Origin of the sequence: Mycobacterium kiyosense (assembly GCA_021654635.1) — a bacterium.
GTDB classification, from domain to species: domain Bacteria; phylum Actinomycetota; class Actinomycetes; order Mycobacteriales; family Mycobacteriaceae; genus Mycobacterium; species Mycobacterium kiyosense.
The window spans coordinates 3,469,927-3,489,347 of record AP025179.1 but is presented as its reverse complement, the minus strand read 5'-3'; the positions used below and the strand labels follow the sequence as shown (position 1 = coordinate 3,489,347).

Genomic DNA, 19,421 nt, shown 5'->3' with positions numbered 1-19,421 from the left:
TCAATGCGCCGACGTTTCACGGCTGCCGCGACGCCGGGGCCACCACACTTGCACCAAACGGACCTCAGCGACCACACGTCGACAGGTAGTGTTTCCAGCCGTGGTTGGCTCTTCGATACCCGCGGTACTGCGTGAGCGCGCAAGTCTGAACCCCAACGGTCCGGCACTCACCTACATCGACTACGACCAGGATTGGGAAGGCGTCGAAGACACGCTGAGCTGGGCGAAGTTGTATCGCCGCACCCTCAATATCGCCGAGCAGCTCAAGCAGGCCGGCTCGCCCGGTGACCGTGCCCTGATCCTGGCGCCGCAAGGACTCGAATACATCGCCGGCTTCCTCGGCGCACTGCAGGCGGGTTTCATCGCGGTGCCGCTGACGGTTCCCTACGGCGGCGCCCACGACGAACGCACCATCTCGGTGCTGGCCGACACCTCACCCTCCGTACTGCTCACGACGTCGGCGGTGGTCGACAACGTCCGGCAATGCGCCGAGCCGCACGTCGGTGAAAAGGCGCCGGCCATCATCGAAGTCGACCTGCTGGACCTCGACGCGCGGCCGCCGTCGTCGCGGCCGGCGCGCGACACCGGCGATCAGGGGGGCGAAGACGGCCTACCTGCAGTACACGTCCGGGTCCACCCGGACGCCAGCCGGTGTCACGGTGTCCAACGACAACGTCATCGCCAATTTCGGTATGGCCATGGGGGACTTCTTCGTCAACGAGGGGGCGGTGCCCTCCGACCTGACGGTGATCTCGTGGCTGCCGCTCTACCACGACCTGGGCCTACTGCTGGGAACGATCATGCCCACCCTCGCCGGGCGGCCCACCGTGCTGTTCAGTCCCGCCGGGTTCCTGCAGCGGCCGGCCCGCTGGCCTCAGCTGCTGGCGCGCTACGGGAACACCATCTCGGCGGGACCGAACTTCGCGTTCGACATCGCGGCCCGCAAAACCTCCGACGAGGACATGGCCGGGCTCGACATGAGCCGGGTGCACACCATCCTCAACGGCAGCGAGCGGGTTCAGCCCGCGACCCTGAAGCGGTTCGCAGACCGATTCGCGCAGTTCCGCTTTCAGCCCAAGGCGCTGCGACCGGCGTATGGCATGGCCGAAACCGTCGTCTACATCGCCACCCGCCGGGTTGGTGATCCGCCGGAGATCGTGGAATTCGACTCCGAGAAGCTGCCCGACGGCCAGGCGGTGCGCGTCGAAAAAGGAACCGGCACAGCACTTGTCAGCTACGGCAGGTGCGAGTCGCAGGAACAGGTCCGCATCGTCGACGGCGACACGCGCATGGAGTGCCCGGAAGGGACCGTCGGCGAGATCTGGGTGCACGGCCCCAATGTGGCCGCGGGCTACTGGGAGAAGCCCGAGACGACGGCCCGCACCTTCGGCGCGAAGATCGTCAACCCCACCGAGGGCACCGTCGAAGGGCCCTGGTTGCGCACCGGAGACTCCGGATTCTTCTCCGGCGGTGAGCTTTTCATCATGGGCCGGATCAAGGACCTGCTGATCGTCTACGGCCGCAACCATTCTCCCGACGACATCGAGGCCACCATCCAGGACATCAACCCGGGCCGCTGCGCCGCGATCGCGGTGCCCCAGGACGGCGTCGAGAAGCTCGCCGCCATCGTCGAGATCAAGAAGAAGAACGGCGAGTCCGACGACGACCTGGCCGAGCGGCTGGGCGTGCTCAAACGCGATATCAGCGCCGCGATCTACGACTCACACGGGCTCAGCGTGACGGATCTGGTGTTGGTGTCGCCCGGGTCGATCCCGATCACCACCAGCGGCAAGATCCGCCGGCAGCAGTCGGTGCAGATGTATCAGGACAAGGCGTTCGCCCGGCTGGACGCCTGAGCGCTCAGCCGCTCACCCAGGTCTTGGCGCTGTCCAGCTCGTCGAGGCCGAACACCTTGAGCTCGCCCGGCACCATCCAGGCCAGCGCGTGCAGCGTGTGGGTCACCCAGTCCTTGTCGGTAACGATCGCGATGCGCTTGAACGCAGAGTGGTGCGGGAAGACCAGGCCCAGGCCCAGCTTGACGTCCTCGGCGAACCCGCCGGGCCCGAACCCCTCGTAGTCGGAGTCGATGATCTCCAGGATCCGGATGTCACCGGTTTTCAGCCGCTCCTCCATCAGGGGCCGGACGTCGCGCAGCTCGGCACCACTGAGCCGGCCCGACACGCGCACACCGGTCACGCCTTCCGGCAAGTCCGTGAGCAATTCGATCATCGAAGTCACCTTCCCTTCGCTGGCTACCATTGCGGTGAAAACGACGGCGTCGTCAATCGGGAGTCTTCCACCATGACCGAGTTCAGCAAGGCCCGGATACCGCTGCTTCCGTTGGAGGAGGCCAAGGCCGCCGCCGACGAAGCCGGCGTCCCCGACTATATGGCCGAACTCAGCATCTTCCAGACGCTGCTGAATCATCCGCGGCTGGCGCGGGTGCTCAACGACCTGCTGGCGATGATGCTGTGGCACGGCGACCTGGACCGCCGGCTGCGCGAGCTGATCATCATGCGGATCGCTTGGCTCACCGAATGCGACTACGAGTGGACCCAGCACTGGCGCGTCGCATCGCGGCTGGGGGTGTCGGCCGAAGACTTGGTGGGGGTGCGGGACTGGCCGGCCCACGACGGGTTCGGTGCCGCCGAGCGTGCGGTGCTCGCCGCCACCGACGACGTAGTGCGCGACGGTGTGCTCAGCGATGCGAGCTGGGCGGCGTGCGAGCGCGAATTAGGCAGTGGTGAATTAGGCAGTGACAGAACGGTTTTGATTGAACTGGTGACCGCGATCGGGGCATGGCGGATGGTGGCGTCGATGCTGCGCAGCCTGCGGGTGCCGCTGGAGGACGGGGTGGACAGCTGGCCGCCCGACGGGGTGGGGCCCTCAGTGGTCTGATCGCGTTTCTTCCGCCGAGCGTTTTTTCTTCGCCGAGCGTTTTCTTTCGCCGAGCGTTTTTCTTTCGCCGAGCGTCACGCTGGCGCAGCGTTGGGCGTCGGGCGTCACTCCAACGTGACGCTCGGCGCAAAGGGGAGGGGTGACGCTCGGCGCAAAGGGAAGGGGTGACGCTCGGCGCAAAGGGAAGGGGTGACGCTCGGCGCAAGGGGGCCGGGTGTGAGGGCGTAGCGTCGCCGATATGCGAACCAGAGTTGCCGAAATGCTCGGCGTCGAGTTTCCCATCTGCGCCTTCTCGCACTGCCGCGACGTGGTCGCCGCGGTGACCAACGCCGGCGGGTTCGGGGTGCTCGGCGCTGTCGCCCACAGCCCCAAACGCTTGGAGAGCGAACTGTCCTGGATCGAGCAGGAGACCGGCGGCAAGCCCTACGGCGTCGATCTGCTGTTGCCGCCCAAGTACGTTGGCGCCGACACCGGCGGCATCAACGCGCGGCAAGCCCAGGAACTGCTGCCCGAAGAGCATCGCGCGTTCCTCGACGAGCTGATGAGCCGCTACGGCGTCGCGCCCCACGCCGAGGACGAAGAGGCCATCCGCGGCGGCCTCAACATTTCGCCCAAAGGCTACGAACCGTTGCTGGAAGTGGCCTTCGGCCACAACATCCGGCTGATCGCCAGCGCGCTGGGCCCGCCGCCGCACGATCTGGTGGAGCGCGCGCACAGCCACGACGTGCTGGTGGCCGCCCTGGCCGGGACCACCAAGCATGCGCAGCGGCACGCCGCGGCCGGGGTGGACCTCATCGTCGCCCAGGGCACCGAGGCCGGCGGGCACACTGGCGAGGTGTCCACCATGGTGCTGGTCCCGGAGGTGGTCGACGCGGTGGCGCCGACGCCGGTGCTGGCCGCCGGCGGGATCGCCCGGGGCCGGCAGATCGCGGCTGCGCTGGCGCTGGGTGCCGAAGGCGTGTGGTGCGGGTCGGTGTGGCTGACCACCGAGGAAGCCGAGACGGTGCCGGTGGTCAGGGACAAGTTCCTGGCCGCCACGTCGTCGGACACCGTGCGGTCGCGATCGCTGACCGGCAAGCCGGCGCGCATGCTGCGCACCGCCTGGACCGACGAATGGGCGCGGCCCGACACCCCCGACCCGCTGGGCATGCCGCTGCAGACCGCCCTGGTCACCGACTCGCAACAGCGGATCAACCAGGCCGCCAACCAGCCCGGCGCCAAAGCCCGGGAGCTGGCGACCTATTTCGTCGGGCAGGTGGTCGGGTCGCTGGACCGGGTGCGGCCGACGCGGGCAGTCGTGCTCGACATGGTCGAGGAGTACATCGACACCATCGGGCGACTCGACGGCCTGACATAGCGAACTCACATCAAATTGTGACATCGAACACATCCGCATTTCCGCAGGTCACAGCCCCGGAAGTGGGGCGAGCGCCGGCTGTGTGCGTAGCGGAACCATAAAGATCCCAAAACAGGGGTACGGCGCGTTGACCCAGCCCGCTCCGTGGTGCATCATCGGTCAGGCAAGCACCTCGTTAGGTGAGGCGGCTACACCGAACACAGGCCACTGACCCCGAACGTCGAAAGACGCCCCGGGTCAGGACAGCTCCTCCCGGCTTAAGGGTTGAGCCCAGGTGGCTTCCGGATTACCGGACACGTCGGGTAGTGCCAAAGCTCTGACGAGAGGGGTGCGGATTTCCGGCAGTCGCCGGATTCTGTCCTCCTGTGTGCGCGCAGATTACGCGTTACCCGCGTGCGCGGCGACCGAGAGGAGGTGAGGGACGAATGAGTTCCAGTGGTAGTCCGGGCCGATATCCGGGCTCTGTTTCGTCCCTGACCGGTCTCCGGCAAAACGCTCTGACTTAAGAGCTCTCGGTTAAGCCAGCCGAATCGGAACCGTTGCGGGACGGGACTTCCCAAGAAAGTTTCAAGCTCCCCCTGTCAACGTGTGATTTCCCACCCGAGGAGGCGATCATGACCGCTGCGCTGTACGACGAAGTCGTTACCTTCCCCAGTGCTCCCAAGCTGCGCGTCGTGCGCGACGTTCCCGCGGCCCCGGCCACCAAGACGGCGCGCCGCGCCGAGGCGGTCGCTGCCGCCGCCGGCAGCGACCCGCTGATCGACGGTGCCGCCCGGCTGCTCAGCATCCCGCTGCGGCACATGTACGCCGCGCTGTGGCGCATCGGCGTGCTCGAGGTCCAGGCGTAACGCCATGGACAGTGCGCTACCCGGGACTCCAAGGGGTTAACCGACTGCAGGCCTGGTCCTGCGGCGGGTTAGCCCCTTGGAGTCCTTTAGACTTAGACAATTGGCGCAGATCCGGCCATCACCGGGGAGCCTTCGGAAGAACAGCCGATCCGGCCCAGTAGAACCGAACGGGTAGGCCCGTCACAGCCGTCACGAGCGGTCACGCGGTTTGCGTGGCAAGCGGGGTGGTACCGCGGCGTTCGCGCACCAGCGCATCCGTCGTCCCCGTGCCTGAAGCAACAGGGCACCACGGGAGCGACGCACGATGACCGAGAACTACCCGAAGCTGGCCGCCGGATCGCCCGACTTTCCGGCGCTCGAGCTCGAGGTCCTCGACTACTGGTTCCACGACGACACCTTCCGCGCCAGCATCGCCAACCGCGACGGCGCCCCCGAGTACGTCTTCTACGACGGGCCCCCGTTCGCCAACGGCCTGCCGCACTACGGGCATCTGCTGACCGGCTACGTCAAGGACATCGTGCCGCGGTATCGCACCATGCGCGGCAACAAGGTGGAACGCCGATTCGGTTGGGACACCCACGGTTTGCCCGCCGAACTGGAGGTGGAGCGCCAACTCGGCATCACCGACAAGTCTCAGATCGACTCGATGGGAATCGCCGCGTTCAACGACGCCTGCCGCGCCTCGGTGCTGCGTTACACCGACGAGTGGCAGCAGTACGTCACCCGGCAGGCGCGCTGGGTCGACTTCGACAACGACTACAAGACACTCGACCTGCCCTACATGGAGTCGGTGATCTGGGCGTTCAAGCAGCTGTGGGACAAGGGTCTGGCCTACGAGGGCTACCGGGTGTTGCCGTACTGCTGGCGCGACGAAACCCCGTTGTCCAACCACGAACTGCGCATGGACGACGACGTCTACCAGAGCCGCCAGGACCCGGCCCTGACGGTCGGGTTCAAGGTGAGCGGTGGTGATCTGGACGGCGCTTACCTGTTGATCTGGACGACCACCCCGTGGACGCTGCCGTCCAACCTGGCTGTAGCCGTGCACCCGGACGTGACGTATGTGCATGTCGCGGTGGGGGATCGGCGCTTCGTGCTGGCCGAGGCGCGCCTGGGCGCCTACGCCCGCGAACTCGGCGAAGATCCCTCGGTGCTGGGCACCTACCGGGGCGCGGAACTGGTGGGCGCCCGGTACCTGCCGCCGTTCCCGTATTTCATGGACGCGCCCAACGCTTTTCGGGTCCTGCCGGCCGACTTCGTCACCACCGAGGACGGCACCGGGCTGGTGCATCTGGCGCCGGCCTACGGCGAGGACGACATGGCGGCGGGCGACGCGGCCGGAATCATCGCGGTCACCCCGGTGGACGCCAAGGGCCGCTTCGACGCGTCGGTGCCCGACTACCAGGGGCAGCACGTCTTCGACGCCAACCCGCACATCATCCGGGACCTGAAGAACGGCAGCGGCCCGGTCGCGGTGAACGGCGCGGTGCTGCTGTGCCACGAAACCTACGAGCACCCCTACCCGCACTGCTGGCGCTGCCGAAACCCGCTGATCTACCGGGCGGTGTCGTCCTGGTTCGTGCGGGTGACCCAGTTCCGCGACCGGATGGTGGAGCTCAACCAGCAGATCACCTGGTATCCCGAGCACGTCAAGGACGGCCAGTTCGGCAAGTGGCTGCAAGGGGCCCGCGACTGGTCGATCTCGCGAAACCGGTACTGGGGCACTCCGATTCCGGTCTGGAAGTCCGACGACCCGGCCTACCCGCGGGTCGACGTGTACGGCAGCCTCGACGAACTCGAACGCGATTTCGGGGTGCGGCCTTCGAACCTGCACCGGCCCTTCATCGACGAGCTCACCCGGCCCAATCCCGACGACCCGACCGGCCTGTCGACGATGCGCCGCATCCCCGATGTGCTCGACGTGTGGTTCGACTCCGGTTCGATGCCGTACGCGCAGGTGCACTACCCGTTCGAAAACAAGGACTGGTTCGACGGTGTCCACACCGGCGACCCCGACAAGCAGGTCGACGGCCATTACCCCGGCGACTTCATCGTCGAGTACATCGGGCAGACGCGCGGCTGGTTCTACACCCTGCACGTGCTGGCCACCGCGCTGTTCGACCGTCCGTCGTTCAAAACCTGTGTGGCACATGGCATCGTGCTGGGTTCCGACGGCCAGAAGATGAGCAAGTCGCTGCGCAACTACCCCGACGTCACCGAGGTGTTCGACCGCGACGGGTCCGATGCCATGCGGTGGTTCCTGATGGCCTCGCCGATCCTGCGTGGCGGCAACCTGATCGTCACCGAGCAGGGCATCCGCGACGGGGTGCGCCAGGTGCTGCTGCCGTTCTGGAACGCCTACAGTTTCCTGGCGCTGTACGCCCCGAAAGTCGGGACCTGGCGGGTGGATTCGGCCAACGTGCTGGACCGCTACATCCTGGCCAAGCTGGCGGTGCTGCGCGACGAGCTGACCGCCTCGCTGGACGTGTGCGACATCTCCGGGGCCTGCGAGCAGTTGCGCCAGTTCACCGAAGCGTTGACGAATTGGTATGTGCGGCGGTCGCGTTCCCGGTTCTGGGTCGAGGACACCGAAGCGATCGACACCCTGCACACGGTGCTGGAGATCACCGCGCGGCTGGCCGCCCCGCTGCTGCCACTGATCACGGAGCTGATCTGGCGGGGGCTGACCGGCGGGCGCTCGGTGCATCTGACCGACTGGCCGCAGGCCGGCGAGCTGCCCGCGGACCCCGACCTGGTGGCCGCGATGGACCAGGTTCGCGAGGTGTGCTCGGCCGGGTCGTCGCTGCGCAAGGCCAAGAAGTTGCGGGTGCGGCTGCCGCTGCCGAAACTGACTGTGGCAGTGGAGCATCCGGAGCGGCTCGAGCAGTTCACCGGTTTGATCGCCGACGAGCTCAACGTCAAGGCGGTCGAGCTGACCGACGCGATCGACACCTACGGCCGCTTCGAGCTCACGGTCAACGCCCGGGTGGCCGGGCCGCGGCTGGGCAAGGACGTGCAGGCCGCGATCAAGGCCGTCAAGGCCGGGGAAGGCGTGGTCAACCCCGACGGCACCCTGACCGCGGGCCCGGCGGTGTTGCTGCCCGAGGAGTACAGCTCGCGACTGGTCGCCGCCGACCCCGAGTTCACCGCGGCGCTGCCCGGCGGGGCCGGGCTGGTGGTGCTCGACGGCACGGTGACACCCGAACTGGAGGCCGAGGGCTGGGCCAAGGACCGCATTCGCGAACTGCAGGAGCTGCGCAAGTCCAGCGGGCTGGAGGTGTCCGACCGGATCAGCGTGGTGATCGCGGTGCCCGCCGAGCGGGCGGAATGGGCGCGGACGCACCGCGATCTGATCGCCGGCGAAATCCTGGCCACCAGTTTCGAATTCGGCGAACCCGCCGACGGCGCGGAGATCGGCGACGGGGTACGGGTGTCCATCGCGCGAGTGTGACCAGGCGGTGCGAATGCGGGCCGGCAATGCCGGCCCGGTTACGCTCGCAGTCCAAGGGAACGGAGGCACGGTGCGAATCCTCGGCATGTTCCGGGTGCACAACGGCGCGGACAACCTGCCCCGCGTCCTGGACGCCCTGGCCGGTTGGTGCGACGACATCTACGTGATCGACGACCGCAGCACCGACAACACCCCGCACATCCTGGCCGGCCACCCGGCCGTGACCAATCTGGTGCGCGCCCGCCACGACCTGCCCGCCACCCCGTGGCTGATCCCCGAGCCCCCGGGCTCGAATTGCTCTACCGCATGGCCGATTTCTGCCGCCCCGACTGGATCGCGATGATCGACTCCGACCAGGTGGTGCAATCCGACGTCGACATCCGCACGGTGCTCGCCGACACTCCTCCCGACGTCGCGGCGCTGATGTGCCCGATGCTGCCCACCTGGGACGACCCCCATTACCCGGACATGATCCCGGTGATGGGGCCCGCGGAGTCGGTGCGCGGGCCGTTCTGGCGCTGGCGGCCGGGTCTGCGCGCCGGGACCAGGATGATCCACAACCCGCATTGGCCGGCCAACATCACCGACCACGGCCGCATCGGTCTGGTCAACGAGATTCAGTTGGTGCACCACGGTTGGTCGACGCTGGCCGAGCGCATCGGTAAGGTCGACCACTACCGCAAGATCGACCCGGACTGCCGGCTGAACTACGGCGTCCCCTACGACCGGGCGCTGCTGTTCGGCTACGCACGCGACGAGGTCGACCTGCTCGAAGCGGACTACCGCAGGCGGGTGCGCGGTGACTTTGACCCGGCCGAGCCCGGCGCCCGGCTGCCCATCGACCGCGAGCACCTCGCCGTCGGCGCCGGCTACGGACCCCGGGCAGGCGCTTTTCACCCCGGTGTCGACTTCGCCGCCCTGCCGGGCACCCCCGTCTACGCCGTCAACTCCGGAACCATCAGTCGCACAGAGGTTCTCGATCACAACGGGCTGCGTTCGGTGACGATCTCCAACGCGCACGCCGACCTCGTCTACGTACTGCGGTCCGGCGAAGACCACGCCCCCGGTGCGCAGATCGCCGCGGGCACTCAGATCGGCACGGTCGGACGCGAAGCCGAATCAGCGGACGGCTACCTGCATTTCGAAGTCCAGCGGGACGGCGCCCACACCAGCCCGGTGCGCTACCTGGCCAACATGGGCCTGCACCCATGGCCTCCGCGCGGGCGTCCGCGACCGGTGTCGGGGACCTACCCGGCGGCCACGCCGTGCACCATCACGGTGTGACCAGAGCACGGGCCGACCGGATCGCCGAGCGCACCTCCTGCAGAACCTTGGCCGGATGCTGCTCGTCGAACGGGCCCAGCCGGTTGTAGCGCTCGACACCGAACCCGGCCGACTCCAAGCGAATCCCGAACGGCACCGCCAACATTCGCAGTGCTTCGAAGTGCAGGTAGGGCAGCACCGGCTGGCCGGCCACCAGCAGGCACGTCGAGTGCTGCATGCCCACCGTGCGCGCGGCGAAGGTGTAGGTGTCCGCGGAGTTGGCGCGCCGGTGCTCGGGGTCCGGGGACGCCGTTTCCAGCAGCGTGATCGGCACACCGAGGTTGTTGCTGCCCGGCGAGAACCGCCACACCGCCTCGTCGCGCGGCGGCTGGTAACCGCGGCGGTGCATGTGCTCCCGCACGCCCGCGACGTCGACTCCGAACGATTCGGCGGCCGCGGCAACCAGCAGGTCGAACTCGGTGCGGGCCCCGGGCGCGCACACCTCGACGGCGTCGCGTTCGGAATCCATCACGCCCCGCGACGCCGCCGCCAGCACCACCTGCCCGATGCGCCGCGTAGCCGCCAGCTCTCGCGCGTACCCGACCCGCAGCCGATTGGTGTAGCGGCCACCGCCGATCACCAGCAGAAAGTCGAAATCCGTTCCGGTGGGCGCGGATTCGTAGACCAGACCCAGCTCTGCGGTCAGCGCCTCGATGTGCTGCAGCTCCGCCTGCGGTCGATCCAGGCGGGGGATCAGCCACCGGACGGCGCCGGCAGCGTCCTGGCTGTCCACCCGGGCGGAGGCGCGGGCCCGGCCACGGTAATCCCACACGCTGCTGAACTCGTCGAGCCACGCCAGTCGCGCGTCCAGATCGAGGTCCGCCGCAACGCTGCCACCGAACATCGTCACCAACTCGGTCAGGGCCGGATGCGTGCACCAGGATTCCACCTCGCGGCGAACATCTGTGGCAAGCAAACCGCAATCCTCCTCTTGGTACACGCGCAACGCCGTCGGCTAACCGGAATCGTCGCCGATTGACAGTAAGGTGTTGGCCGGGTATCCAGCCGACAACGACACGACGCGCGGGAGCATTTTGCGGTGAGAATTCTGGTGACCGGTGGGGCGGGCTTCCAGGGCAGCCATCTGGTCGAGGCCCTGCTCGCCGCGGGTCATCAAGTGACTGTGCTGAATACGTTGTCGACCGCGGCCAAGCGGAACCTCCGCAACATCGAGACGCACCCGCGCGCCGACGTCGTATTCGGCTCGGTCACCGATCCCGAACTCGCCGTCAAAACGGTGCCCGAACACGACGTCATCTTCCACCTGGCGGCAAACGTCAACGTCGACAAATCGCTGAGCGATCCGAAAAGCTTTCTGGACACCAACGTCATGGGCACCTACAACATCCTCGAAGCGGCGCGGAGGTGCCATGCGCGCGTCATCTATGCCTCGACGTGTGAGGTCTACGGCGACGGGCAGAGCCTCGGTGCGCACGAATTGCTGCACGAGAGCGCCGAATTGATGCCCAACAGTCCCTACGGCGCCTCCAAGGCTGCCGCCGACCGGCTCTGCTACTCCTACTACCGGTCCTACGACATGGACGTCACCATCGTGCGCCCGTTCAACATCTTCGGCGAACGCCAGAAAAGCGGCGCTTTCGGGGCACTGATCCCGATCCTGGTCCGCCATGCGCTGTCCGGACGAAATCTCACGATCTTCGGCAAAGGCACCGCAACCCGGGACTACCTGCACGTCAGCGACGTGGTCCGGGCATACCAATTGGTCTTGGACACCCTCACCCTGCAGGGCCGCGCGATCAACTTCGCCAGCGGCACCAACACCAGCGTCCGCGACATCGCCAACTACATCGCCGACAGATTCGGTGTCCGGGTATTCGAAGGCCCGGCGCGACCGGGCGAAGTCTCTCGCTACCCGGCCGACATCACCTTGGCCCGCGACATCGGATTCGCGCCACACGTCGATATCTGGACCGGAATAGACCGCTACATCGATTGGGCAAAAGGGCAGCCGGACAACGATATTCAGCCCTGAATCCCCGGCCCGGCGTGCTGGGCCATAGCATCAAGACCCGTGGATTCCCGTTGGGTGCTGCACCTGGACATGGATGCGTTCTTCGCCTCCGTCGAGCAGCTCACCCGCCCGACGCTGCGGGGGCGCCCAGTGCTGGTCGGCGGCCTGGGCGGCCGCGGAGTGGTGGCGGGGGCCAGCTACGAGGCGCGCGTTTTCGGCGCCCGTTCGGCGATGCCGATGCATCAGGCGCGCCGACTCGTGGGCGTGGCGGCGGTGGTGCTGCCACCGCGCGGCGTGGTGTACGGGGTGGCCAGCCGGCGCGTCTTCGAAACCGTGCGCAGCCTGGTGCCGGTGCTCGAGCAGCTGTCCTTCGACGAGGCGTTCGGCGAACCCGCCGAACTGGCCGGAGCGTCCGCCGAGGACGTCGAGATGTTCTGCCGCCAGCTGCGCCGGCGGGTGCGCGGCGAGACCGGCCTGACCGCCTCGGTGGGTGCCGGCTCGGGCAAGCAGATCGCCAAGATCGCCTCCGGCCTGGCCAAACCCGACGGAATCCGGGTGGTGCGGCGCGACGAGGAAAAGCTGATGCTGGCCGGTCTGCCGGTGCGGCGCCTGTGGGGGATCGGACCGGTCGCCGAAGACAAACTGCACCGCCTCGGCATCGACACGATCGGCCAGCTGGCAGCGCTCACCGACGCCGAAGTGGCCGACATCCTGGGCGCCACCGTGGGACCCGCGCTGCACCGGCTGGCCCGCGGCATCGACGACCGTCCCGTCGCCGAACGCGCCGAAGCCAAACAGATCAGCGCCGAATCCACCTTCGCCGCCGACCTGACCACCCTGGAGCAGCTGCGCGAGGCGATCGAGCCGATCGCCGAACATGCTCACCGGCGGCTGCTCAAAGACGGTCGCGGCGCCCGCACCGTCACAGTCAAACTGAAGAAATCCGACATGAGCACGCTGACCCGCTCGGCGACGCTGCCCTATGCGACCGCCGAGCTGGGCGCACTGGCGGCGGTGGCCCGCAGACTGCTGCTGGACCCGCTGCAGATCGCGCCGATTCGCCTTCTGGGCGTTGGGTTTTCGGGCTTGAGCGACGTGCGTCAGGAATCGTTGTTCCCCGACCTGGACCTGGGACCGGAGACGGCCGAGGAAGCGCATCAGGATTTCGAGACGCTGCGAGCGGCGCTGGTCACCGGACAGGACGGCACCTCGTGGCGGATCGGCGACGACGTCGCGCACGACGATCTCGGGCACGGCTGGGTGCAAGGCTCCGGGCACGGGGTAGTCACCGTGCGCTTCGAGACCCGCGGCTCCGGCCCGGGCCAGGCCAGGACGTTCCCGATCGAGACGGCCGAGCTTCGCCCCGCCAACCCGGTGGACAGCCTGGACTGGCCGGACTACGTCGGCGACCTGCGGGTGCAGGAGAACCAGCAGAATTCAGCCCCAGCGGTTGAGGACGTCGGCGACCGGTAACCCCGCCGCCAGCGCCGCCATCAACAGCACCCGGGCCTGCGACGGCGCCAGCCGCGGCACCAGCACCGCGCCGGCCTGCACCAGATCGTGGCCCGGGCCGTAGCCCGCGCTGACCCGGCCGCTGGGCACCCGGGTGGACACCGCGACCACCACCCCGGCGCGGCACCAGCGGCGGACCCCGTCGACCACCGCGACACCGGCGTTGCCCGACCCCAGCGCTTCCAGCACCAGCCCACGAGCACCGGCCGCGGCGAACGCGTCCATCGCCACCGCGTCACTGCCCAGATACGCGGCCACGATGTCGACCCGGGGCGCGTCGGCCGCGCTGAGCTCGCCGAGGAACGGGCGCACCTTGGGTCCCGTCAGCGTCAGGCCGCCGTGCATCGTCCCCAGCAGCTGGCCGGCGAAGCCGCTCAGGTCCTGGGTGGCCACCTTGCGCAGGCCCAGCGGTTGCAGCACCCGGCCGGCGAAGCACACCAGCACCCCCAGGTCGCGGGCCGCCGGGTTGGACGCCACCCGCAGCGCGTCCCGCAGGTTGGCCGGACCGTCGGCGTCGGGGGCGTCGGCGCTGCGCATCGCGCCGGTCAGCACGATCGGGGGACTGCCCGCATACGTCAGGTCCAGCCACAGCGCGCTTTCTTCCATCGTGTCGGTGCCGTGCGCGACCACGATCCCGTCGGCGCCGTCATCCAGCGCCGCGCGCACCGCCGCGCTGATCTTGTCCCAGTCGGCGGGCACCAGTTCGGAGCTGTCCACCGCCAGCACGTCCACCACGTCGACGTCGACTTCCACGTCCAGGCCGGCCGTCAGTTGCGCGCCACTATGGGCGGGCCGGCGTACCCCGTCGGGGCCGGCGCTAGTCGAGATCGTTCCCCCGGTGGTGATGACGGTGACGCGGCCCATGGGGGAATCATCGCGCACGCGCCGCCGGTCGGGGTGCCCGCTTAGTGGATGATGGGGGGGTGCCCGACGAACCCACCGGATCCGCCGAGCCGCTGACATCGGCCGGTGACGCGGACGCGTCCCCCGAAGACGGAGGTCCCGCTCCCAAGCCGCCGGCCAAGCGGCTGCGCCTGCTGCTGTCGATCGCGGCGGTGGTGCTCGCGCTGGATGTGATCACCAAGGTGCTGGCGGTCAAGCTGCTGCCGCCCGGGCAGCCGGTGTCGATCATCGGGGACACGGTGACCTGGACCCTGGTCCGCAACTCCGGCGCTGCGTTCTCGATGGCGACCGGTTCCACCTGGGTGCTGACGCTGATCGCGACCGGCGTGGTGGTCGGCATCTTCTGGATGGGCCGGCGGCTGGTCTCACCCTGGTGGGCGCTGGGACTGGGGATGATCCTGGGCGGCGCGATGGGAAACCTGGTCGACCGGTTCTTCCGGTCCCCGGGACCGCTGCGCGGGCACGTCGTGGACTTCCTGTCGGTGGGCTGGTGGCCGGTATTCAACGTCGCCGACCCGTCGGTGGTGGGTGGTGCCATCCTGCTGGTCGTGCTGTCGATCTTCGGCTACGACTTCGACACTGTGGGTCGGCGTACCGCCGACGGGGACACTGTGGGTCGGCGTACCGCCGACGGGGACTCCGGGGCTCGGTCTCAAGGCGACGACGGCGACCGGACCTGATGACCGAACGATCGATGCCGGTCCCGGAAGGACTGGCGGGCATGCGCGTCGACGCCGGACTGGCGCGGCTGCTGGGGCTGTCCCGCAGCGCGGCGGCGGCCATCGCCGAGGACGGCGGCGTGGAACTGGACGGGGCGACGGCCGGCAAATCGGACAAGCTGCACGCCGGCGCCTGGCTGCAGGTGCGGCTGCCCGAACCGCCGAGACCGCCCGAGAACACACCCGTCGACATCGAGGGCATGACGATCCTGTACGCCGACGACGACATCGTCGCCGTCGACAAACCCGCCGCGGTGGCCGCGCACGCCTCGGTGGGCTGGACCGGGCCGACCGTGCTCGGCGGACTGGCCGCCGCCGGCTACCGCATCACCACCTCCGGGGTGCACGAGCGGCAGGGGATCGTGCACCGCCTGGACGTCGGCACCTCCGGGGTGATGGTGGTGGCGCGCTCCGAACGGGCCTATACCGCGCTCAAGCGGGCCTTCAAGCAACGCACCGTCGACAAGCGTTATCACGCGCTGGTGCAAGGACATCCGGATCCCTCCAGCGGAACCATCGACGCCCCGATCGGCCGCCACCACGGCCCGGAATGGAAGTTCGCCGTCACCTCCGACGGCCGCCACAGCCTCACCCACTACGACACCGTGGAGGCGTTCGTCGCGGCCAGCCTGCTCGACGTGCACCTGGAAACCGGCCGGACCCACCAGATCCGGGTGCACTTCTCCGCGCTGCATCATCCGTGCTGCGGCGACCTGGTCTACGGCGCCGACCCTGTGCTGGCGAAAAAGCTTGGTCTGCAACGTCAATGGCTGCACGCGCGGTCGCTGGCGTTCGCGCATCCGGCCGACGGCCGCCGCATCGAGATCGTCAGCCCCTATCCGGCAGACCTGCAGCACGCCCTGGACGTGCTACGCGCCGAGCACTGACGGCTTGCGGGCCTCGACCAGCACCCGGGTGGGGTGGGTGACGAACCGCCCGTCGGCCTCGATCCGTTCGTGCAGCGCGCGCAGCCGGCTCAGATAGGGCTCGGCGGTGAAGTCGGGCACCGTCCAGATCAGCTTGCGCAGGAAGTACACCACCGCGCCGATGTCGAAAAATTCCGCGCGCAGCTGCTCCGCACGAAGCTCTACGACCTGCAGCCCGGCGGCTTCGGCCTGGGCCCGCTGGGTGGTGCGGCTCCCACTGCGCCCACAACTGCGGCTGCGGCCCGACGACGTGGGTCACCAGTTCTGCCACCGTCGCCGGCCCGGGGTGCTGCGCCAAGTAGGCGCCGCCGGGGCGCAGCACACCCGGGCGATCTCGTTCCACCACACCGCAGTCGGGTGCCGACTGACCACCAGGTCGAAGGCCTCACCGGCGAACGGCAGCGACGGCTCCGCGCCGGTGGTGACCACTACGACGCCCCGCGGGTGCAGCCGGGCGGTGGCCAGCGCCGCATTCGGCGGCCAGGACTCGGTGGCCGCCATGGTCGGCGGGAACTTACCGACTCCGGCCAGCACCTCCCCGCCGCCGGTCTGAATGTCCAGGGCCGCCGACACCGTCGCCAGCCGCTGTCCGATCAGCCGCTGATACCCCCACGACGGCCGCTGCTCGGTAGCCCGGCCGTCCAGCCAGGAAAAGTCCCAGCCGTCGATTTGAGCCGAAACCGCTTCTGCAACAAGATCTTCGAAGGATCGGAGTGTCATGCGGGTTTGCGCGCCTCGATGAGGACCCGCGCCGCGTGCGCCACGAAAGGCCCGTCGGTTTCGATGCGGTCATGCAGTTCGCGCAGTTGCGGGCGGTAACGGTCGACGGTGAAGTCGGGCACCGCCCAGATCACCTTGCGCAGGAAGTAGACCACCGCGCCGATGTCGAAGAATTCCTGACGCAGCCGCTCGTGGCGCAGCTCCACGACCTGCAGGCCGGCTTTGTGCGCCTGGTCGCGTTCGTTGTCCGGATGGCGCCGTGCCCACGCCTCGGGCTGCGGCCCGATGAAGTGCTCGACCAACTCCGACGCCGTCCCCGGGCCGATGTGCTGAGCCAGATAGGTGCCGCCGGGTCGCAATACCCGGGCAATCTCGTTCCACCACACCGTATTCGGGTGCCGGCTGGTCACCAGGTCGAACGCCTCGTCGGCGAATGGCAGCGGCGACTCCGGCGGCGTGACCACCACGACCACTCCGCGCGGATGTAAGCGCTGGGTGGCCAGCGCCGCGTTCGGCGGCCAGGACTCGACAGCGGCCATGGTCGGCGGGAACTTCGGTGCACCGGCCAGCACCTCACCGCCGCCGGTCTGCAGGTCGACCGCGGCCGTGGCCGCGGCCAACCGCGCGCTGATCAACCGCTGATACCCCCAGGACGCCCGCTGCTCGGTGGCGCGGCCGTCGAACCAGGAGAAGTCCCAGCCGTCCAGCGGTGCTGATTCGGCCTCGGCTACCAGTGCTGCGAAACTGCGGCGCATGTGGGCATTCTGGTATGTCCTCGGCCGAGGACGTCACTCAGATGCGGGATCCACGCGACGAGCGTCCCCAAAATGCCGTAGAAATCGGCCTGCGAGCGTACATATGGGGACGCTGGCGGGGGGCGAAAGGGTCGCCGGCGACGCCGGCGGGGGCGACGGTCAGGCGGGCCCGGTCGCACGCCGCGTTCGGACATGCGCGAATCACCTTGTGCGGCAGACGAACTTGGTGCCGCCCAGATCGAGGGTCACCTCACCCTGATGCTCCCAGTACTCCGAGCCCTGACGGCCATACCTGGCGCCGCTGCCGGACTGCTGCAGGAACAGGATCACGCGATTGCCCTTCCAGTCCAGGACAGCCGTCTTGGGGTCGAAGTCGTTGTAGAACTGTGCGCTCAACGTGCCGGCGTCGGCGGGGCAGTCGTAGTTGACGACCGGCGGGGCCGCCGTGGCGGGGTCCGCGAGGGCTAATTCGACCAACCGCGTCTGGTAGGTCTCCGTCACGCAGGTCCGAAGGTCGGCGGCATCAGCGCAGCCGTCTCGGGTTGTCGCGAACGCGCTCTGCGCAGTGGTCAGCGCGGGCTGGTCGGCGCTCGGGCGAGTCAATGCCTGCTGATACGCGGACTGCACGCGCCGGTCCAGATCGGCCAATTGCGGGTCGCCGCAAACCAATTGCTGCGCCCTGTTCGCCGGTTTGGCGCAGTCGAACGTGCCCAGCGGCTTGCTGGACGTGGTGGTGGGGGCGGGGCTGGAAGCGGTGGTGGTGCCAGGTGCCGGCGGTGCGGACTTGTCGCAGGCGCCGATCAGCAGCACGGCCAGCAGGGCCGCCATCAGTCTCATACCTGCTGACTACCGGTTGCGGGCCGGACCCGCCCGCGCGACACGCCATGGCGGCCGGACAAAACTCGAAACACCGGTGGTGACCGTGCTCGCCCGGCGATCGTTACCCAATCGCCGTGGCGATGTCCTAGGTTAACTTTATGACCTACGTCACAACGTCTGCCCTCAGGAGCCACTGTCAATGAACCTCGGTGACCTCACCAACCTGGTTGAAAAACCGTTGGCGGCCGTGTCTAACATCCTCAACACGCCGAACTCGGCCGGGCGCTACCGGCCGTTCTACATTCGGAACCTGCTCGACGCGGTACAGGGTCGCAAGCTCAGCGACGCAGTGGACGGCCGGACCGTCCTGATCACCGGCGGTTCATCGGGCATCGGCGAGGCAGTCGCGCACAAGATCGCCGAGGCGGGCGGCACCGTGGTGCTGGTTGCCCGCACGCTGGAAAACCTGGAGAAGGTCGCCGACGACATCCGCGCCAATGGCGGCATCGCGCACGTGTACTCGTGCGACCTCTCGGACATGGACGCCATCGCCGCCATGGCCGACCAGGTACTCGAGGACCTGGGCGGCGTCGACATCCTGATCAACAACGCGGGCCGCTCGATCCGGCGGTCGCTGGCGCTGTCCTACGACCGCATTCACGACTACCAGCGGACCATGCAGCTCAACTATCTGGGCGCGGTGCAGCTTGATCCTGAAGTTCATCCCCGGCATGCGCGAGCGCGGGTACGGGCACATCGTCAACGTCTCCTCGGTAGGGGTGCAGACCCGCGCGCCGCGGTTCGGCGCCTACATCGCCAGCAAGGCCGCGTTGGACAGCCTGTGCGACGCGCTGCAGGCCGAGACGGTGAGCGACAACGTCCGGTTCACCACCGTGCACATGGCGCTGGTGCGCACGCCGATGATCAGCCCGACCACCATGTACGACAACTTCCCGACCCTGACTCCGGACCAGGCCGCCGGTGTCCTCACCGACGCGTTGATCCACCGGCCACGCCGGGCCAGTTCGCCGTTCGGGCAGTTCGCCGCGGTCGCCGACGCCCTCAACCCGGCCGTCATGGACCGGGTGCGGAACCGGGCGTTCACCATGTTCGACGACTCCTCCGCCGCCAAGGGCGACGAAAAGTCAACGGAAGCAAAAAGATTTCGACCGAAGAAGCGAGACCTTCCTGCAGGCGACCCGAGGGATACATTGGTGA

13 protein-coding genes, 4 pseudogenes and 1 riboswitch are annotated in these 19,421 nt (G+C 68.3%); of the genes and pseudogenes, 11 read left to right on the top strand and 6 right to left on the bottom strand.

Annotated elements, in window-relative coordinates; genetic code table 11:
• The first annotated feature begins 100 nt into the window (after positions 1 to 100).
• Positions 101 to 1,856, top strand: a pseudogene (locus L6444_RS16355) (AMP-binding protein).
• A 4-nt stretch (positions 1,857 to 1,860) separates the two neighbouring features.
• Here the strand turns inward: L6444_RS16355 and L6444_RS16350 are convergent.
• Positions 1,861 to 2,229, bottom strand: a complete 369-nt coding sequence (locus tag L6444_RS16350) for a SpoIIAA family protein (protein WP_236975551.1) — start codon at positions 2,227 to 2,229, stop codon at positions 1,861 to 1,863.
• Positions 2,230 to 2,301: 72 nt separating this feature from the next.
• Here L6444_RS16350 and L6444_RS16345 point away from each other — a divergent pair, with 72 nt between their 5' ends.
• From L6444_RS16345 to L6444_RS16320, 5 genes and pseudogenes are all read left to right on the top strand, one after another.
• Positions 2,302 to 2,898 carry a carboxymuconolactone decarboxylase family protein gene (locus L6444_RS16345; RefSeq protein WP_236975549.1) on the top strand — a complete coding sequence of 199 codons (597 nt, stop codon included), beginning with the start codon at positions 2,302 to 2,304 and terminating at the stop codon, positions 2,896 to 2,898.
• Positions 2,899 to 3,136: 238 nt separating this feature from the next.
• Positions 3,137 to 4,255, top strand: a complete 1,119-nt coding sequence (locus L6444_RS16340) for an NAD(P)H-dependent flavin oxidoreductase (RefSeq protein WP_236975547.1) — start codon at positions 3,137 to 3,139, stop codon at positions 4,253 to 4,255.
• Between the two features lie 164 nt (positions 4,256 to 4,419).
• Positions 4,420 to 4,590: riboswitch (M-box (ykoK) riboswitch) on the top strand.
• Positions 4,591 to 4,869: 279 nt separating this feature from the next.
• Positions 4,870 to 5,103 carry an Rv1535 family protein gene (locus L6444_RS16335; protein ID WP_236975544.1) on the top strand — a complete coding sequence of 78 codons (234 nt, stop codon included), beginning with the start codon at positions 4,870 to 4,872 and terminating at the stop codon, positions 5,101 to 5,103.
• Positions 5,104 to 5,407: 304 nt separating this feature from the next.
• A complete protein-coding gene (ileS, locus tag L6444_RS16330; protein ID WP_236975542.1) occupies positions 5,408 to 8,554 on the top strand; it encodes an isoleucine--tRNA ligase in 3,147 nt (1,048 codons plus the stop codon).
• A gap of 70 nt (positions 8,555 to 8,624) precedes the next feature.
• A pseudogene (locus tag L6444_RS16320) lies at positions 8,625 to 9,838 on the top strand (peptidoglycan DD-metalloendopeptidase family protein).
• Here L6444_RS16320 and L6444_RS16315 read toward each other — a convergent pair.
• Positions 9,828 to 10,793: a hypothetical protein gene (locus tag L6444_RS16315; protein ID WP_236975530.1), complete on the bottom strand. Its 966-nt coding sequence runs from the start codon at positions 10,791 to 10,793 to the stop codon at positions 9,828 to 9,830. The pseudogene L6444_RS16320 and the gene L6444_RS16315 overlap by 11 nt on opposite strands.
• A 123-nt stretch (positions 10,794 to 10,916) precedes the next feature.
• Here L6444_RS16315 and L6444_RS16310 point away from each other — a divergent pair, with 123 nt between their 5' ends.
• Together L6444_RS16310 and L6444_RS16305 are read left to right on the top strand one after the other, a co-directional pair.
• Positions 10,917 to 11,870 (top strand): dTDP-glucose 4,6-dehydratase, encoded by a 954-nt coding sequence (locus L6444_RS16310; protein WP_236975528.1) that lies wholly within the window; start codon positions 10,917 to 10,919, stop codon positions 11,868 to 11,870.
• 39 nt (positions 11,871 to 11,909) lie between these two features.
• A complete protein-coding gene (locus tag L6444_RS16305) occupies positions 11,910 to 13,322 on the top strand; it encodes a DNA polymerase IV (protein WP_444980229.1) in 1,413 nt (470 codons plus the stop codon).
• Here the strand turns inward: L6444_RS16305 and L6444_RS16300 are convergent.
• Entirely contained in the window at positions 13,287 to 14,225 is a 939-nt protein-coding gene (locus tag L6444_RS16300) for an asparaginase (RefSeq protein WP_236975526.1), read from the bottom strand. The genes L6444_RS16305 and L6444_RS16300 overlap by 36 nt on opposite strands.
• A gap of 59 nt (positions 14,226 to 14,284) precedes the next feature.
• Here L6444_RS16300 and lspA point away from each other — a divergent pair, with 59 nt between their 5' ends.
• Together lspA and L6444_RS16290 are read left to right on the top strand one after the other, a co-directional pair.
• Positions 14,285 to 14,944 carry a signal peptidase II gene (gene lspA, locus L6444_RS16295; RefSeq protein WP_236975524.1) on the top strand — a complete coding sequence of 220 codons (660 nt, stop codon included), beginning with the start codon at positions 14,285 to 14,287 and terminating at the stop codon, positions 14,942 to 14,944.
• Complete coding sequence (locus L6444_RS16290) at positions 14,944 to 15,870, top strand: RluA family pseudouridine synthase (RefSeq protein WP_236975522.1); 927 nt, start codon at positions 14,944 to 14,946, stop codon at positions 15,868 to 15,870. The genes lspA and L6444_RS16290 overlap by 1 nt, the downstream gene beginning before the upstream one ends.
• Here the strand turns inward: L6444_RS16290 and L6444_RS16285 are convergent.
• The 3 genes and pseudogenes from L6444_RS16285 to L6444_RS16275 all read right to left on the bottom strand — a co-directional run bounded on the left by L6444_RS16285 (position 15,853) and on the right by L6444_RS16275 (position 18,221).
• Positions 15,853 to 16,629 (bottom strand): annotated as a pseudogene (locus tag L6444_RS16285) (class I SAM-dependent methyltransferase). The gene L6444_RS16290 and the pseudogene L6444_RS16285 sit on opposite strands and share 18 nt — an antisense overlap.
• A complete protein-coding gene (locus L6444_RS16280) occupies positions 16,626 to 17,384 on the bottom strand; it encodes a class I SAM-dependent methyltransferase (RefSeq protein ID WP_236975520.1) in 759 nt (252 codons plus the stop codon). The pseudogene L6444_RS16285 and the gene L6444_RS16280 overlap by 4 nt, the downstream one beginning before the upstream one ends.
• A 201-nt stretch (positions 17,385 to 17,585) precedes the next feature.
• The gene (locus L6444_RS16275; protein WP_236975518.1) at positions 17,586 to 18,221 is read right to left on the bottom strand and encodes an MliC family protein; all 636 of its coding nucleotides are present in this window, start codon (positions 18,219 to 18,221) and stop codon (positions 17,586 to 17,588) included.
• A gap of 181 nt (positions 18,222 to 18,402) precedes the next feature.
• Here L6444_RS16275 and L6444_RS16270 point away from each other — a divergent pair.
• Positions 18,403 to 19,421, top strand: a pseudogene (locus L6444_RS16270) (SDR family NAD(P)-dependent oxidoreductase).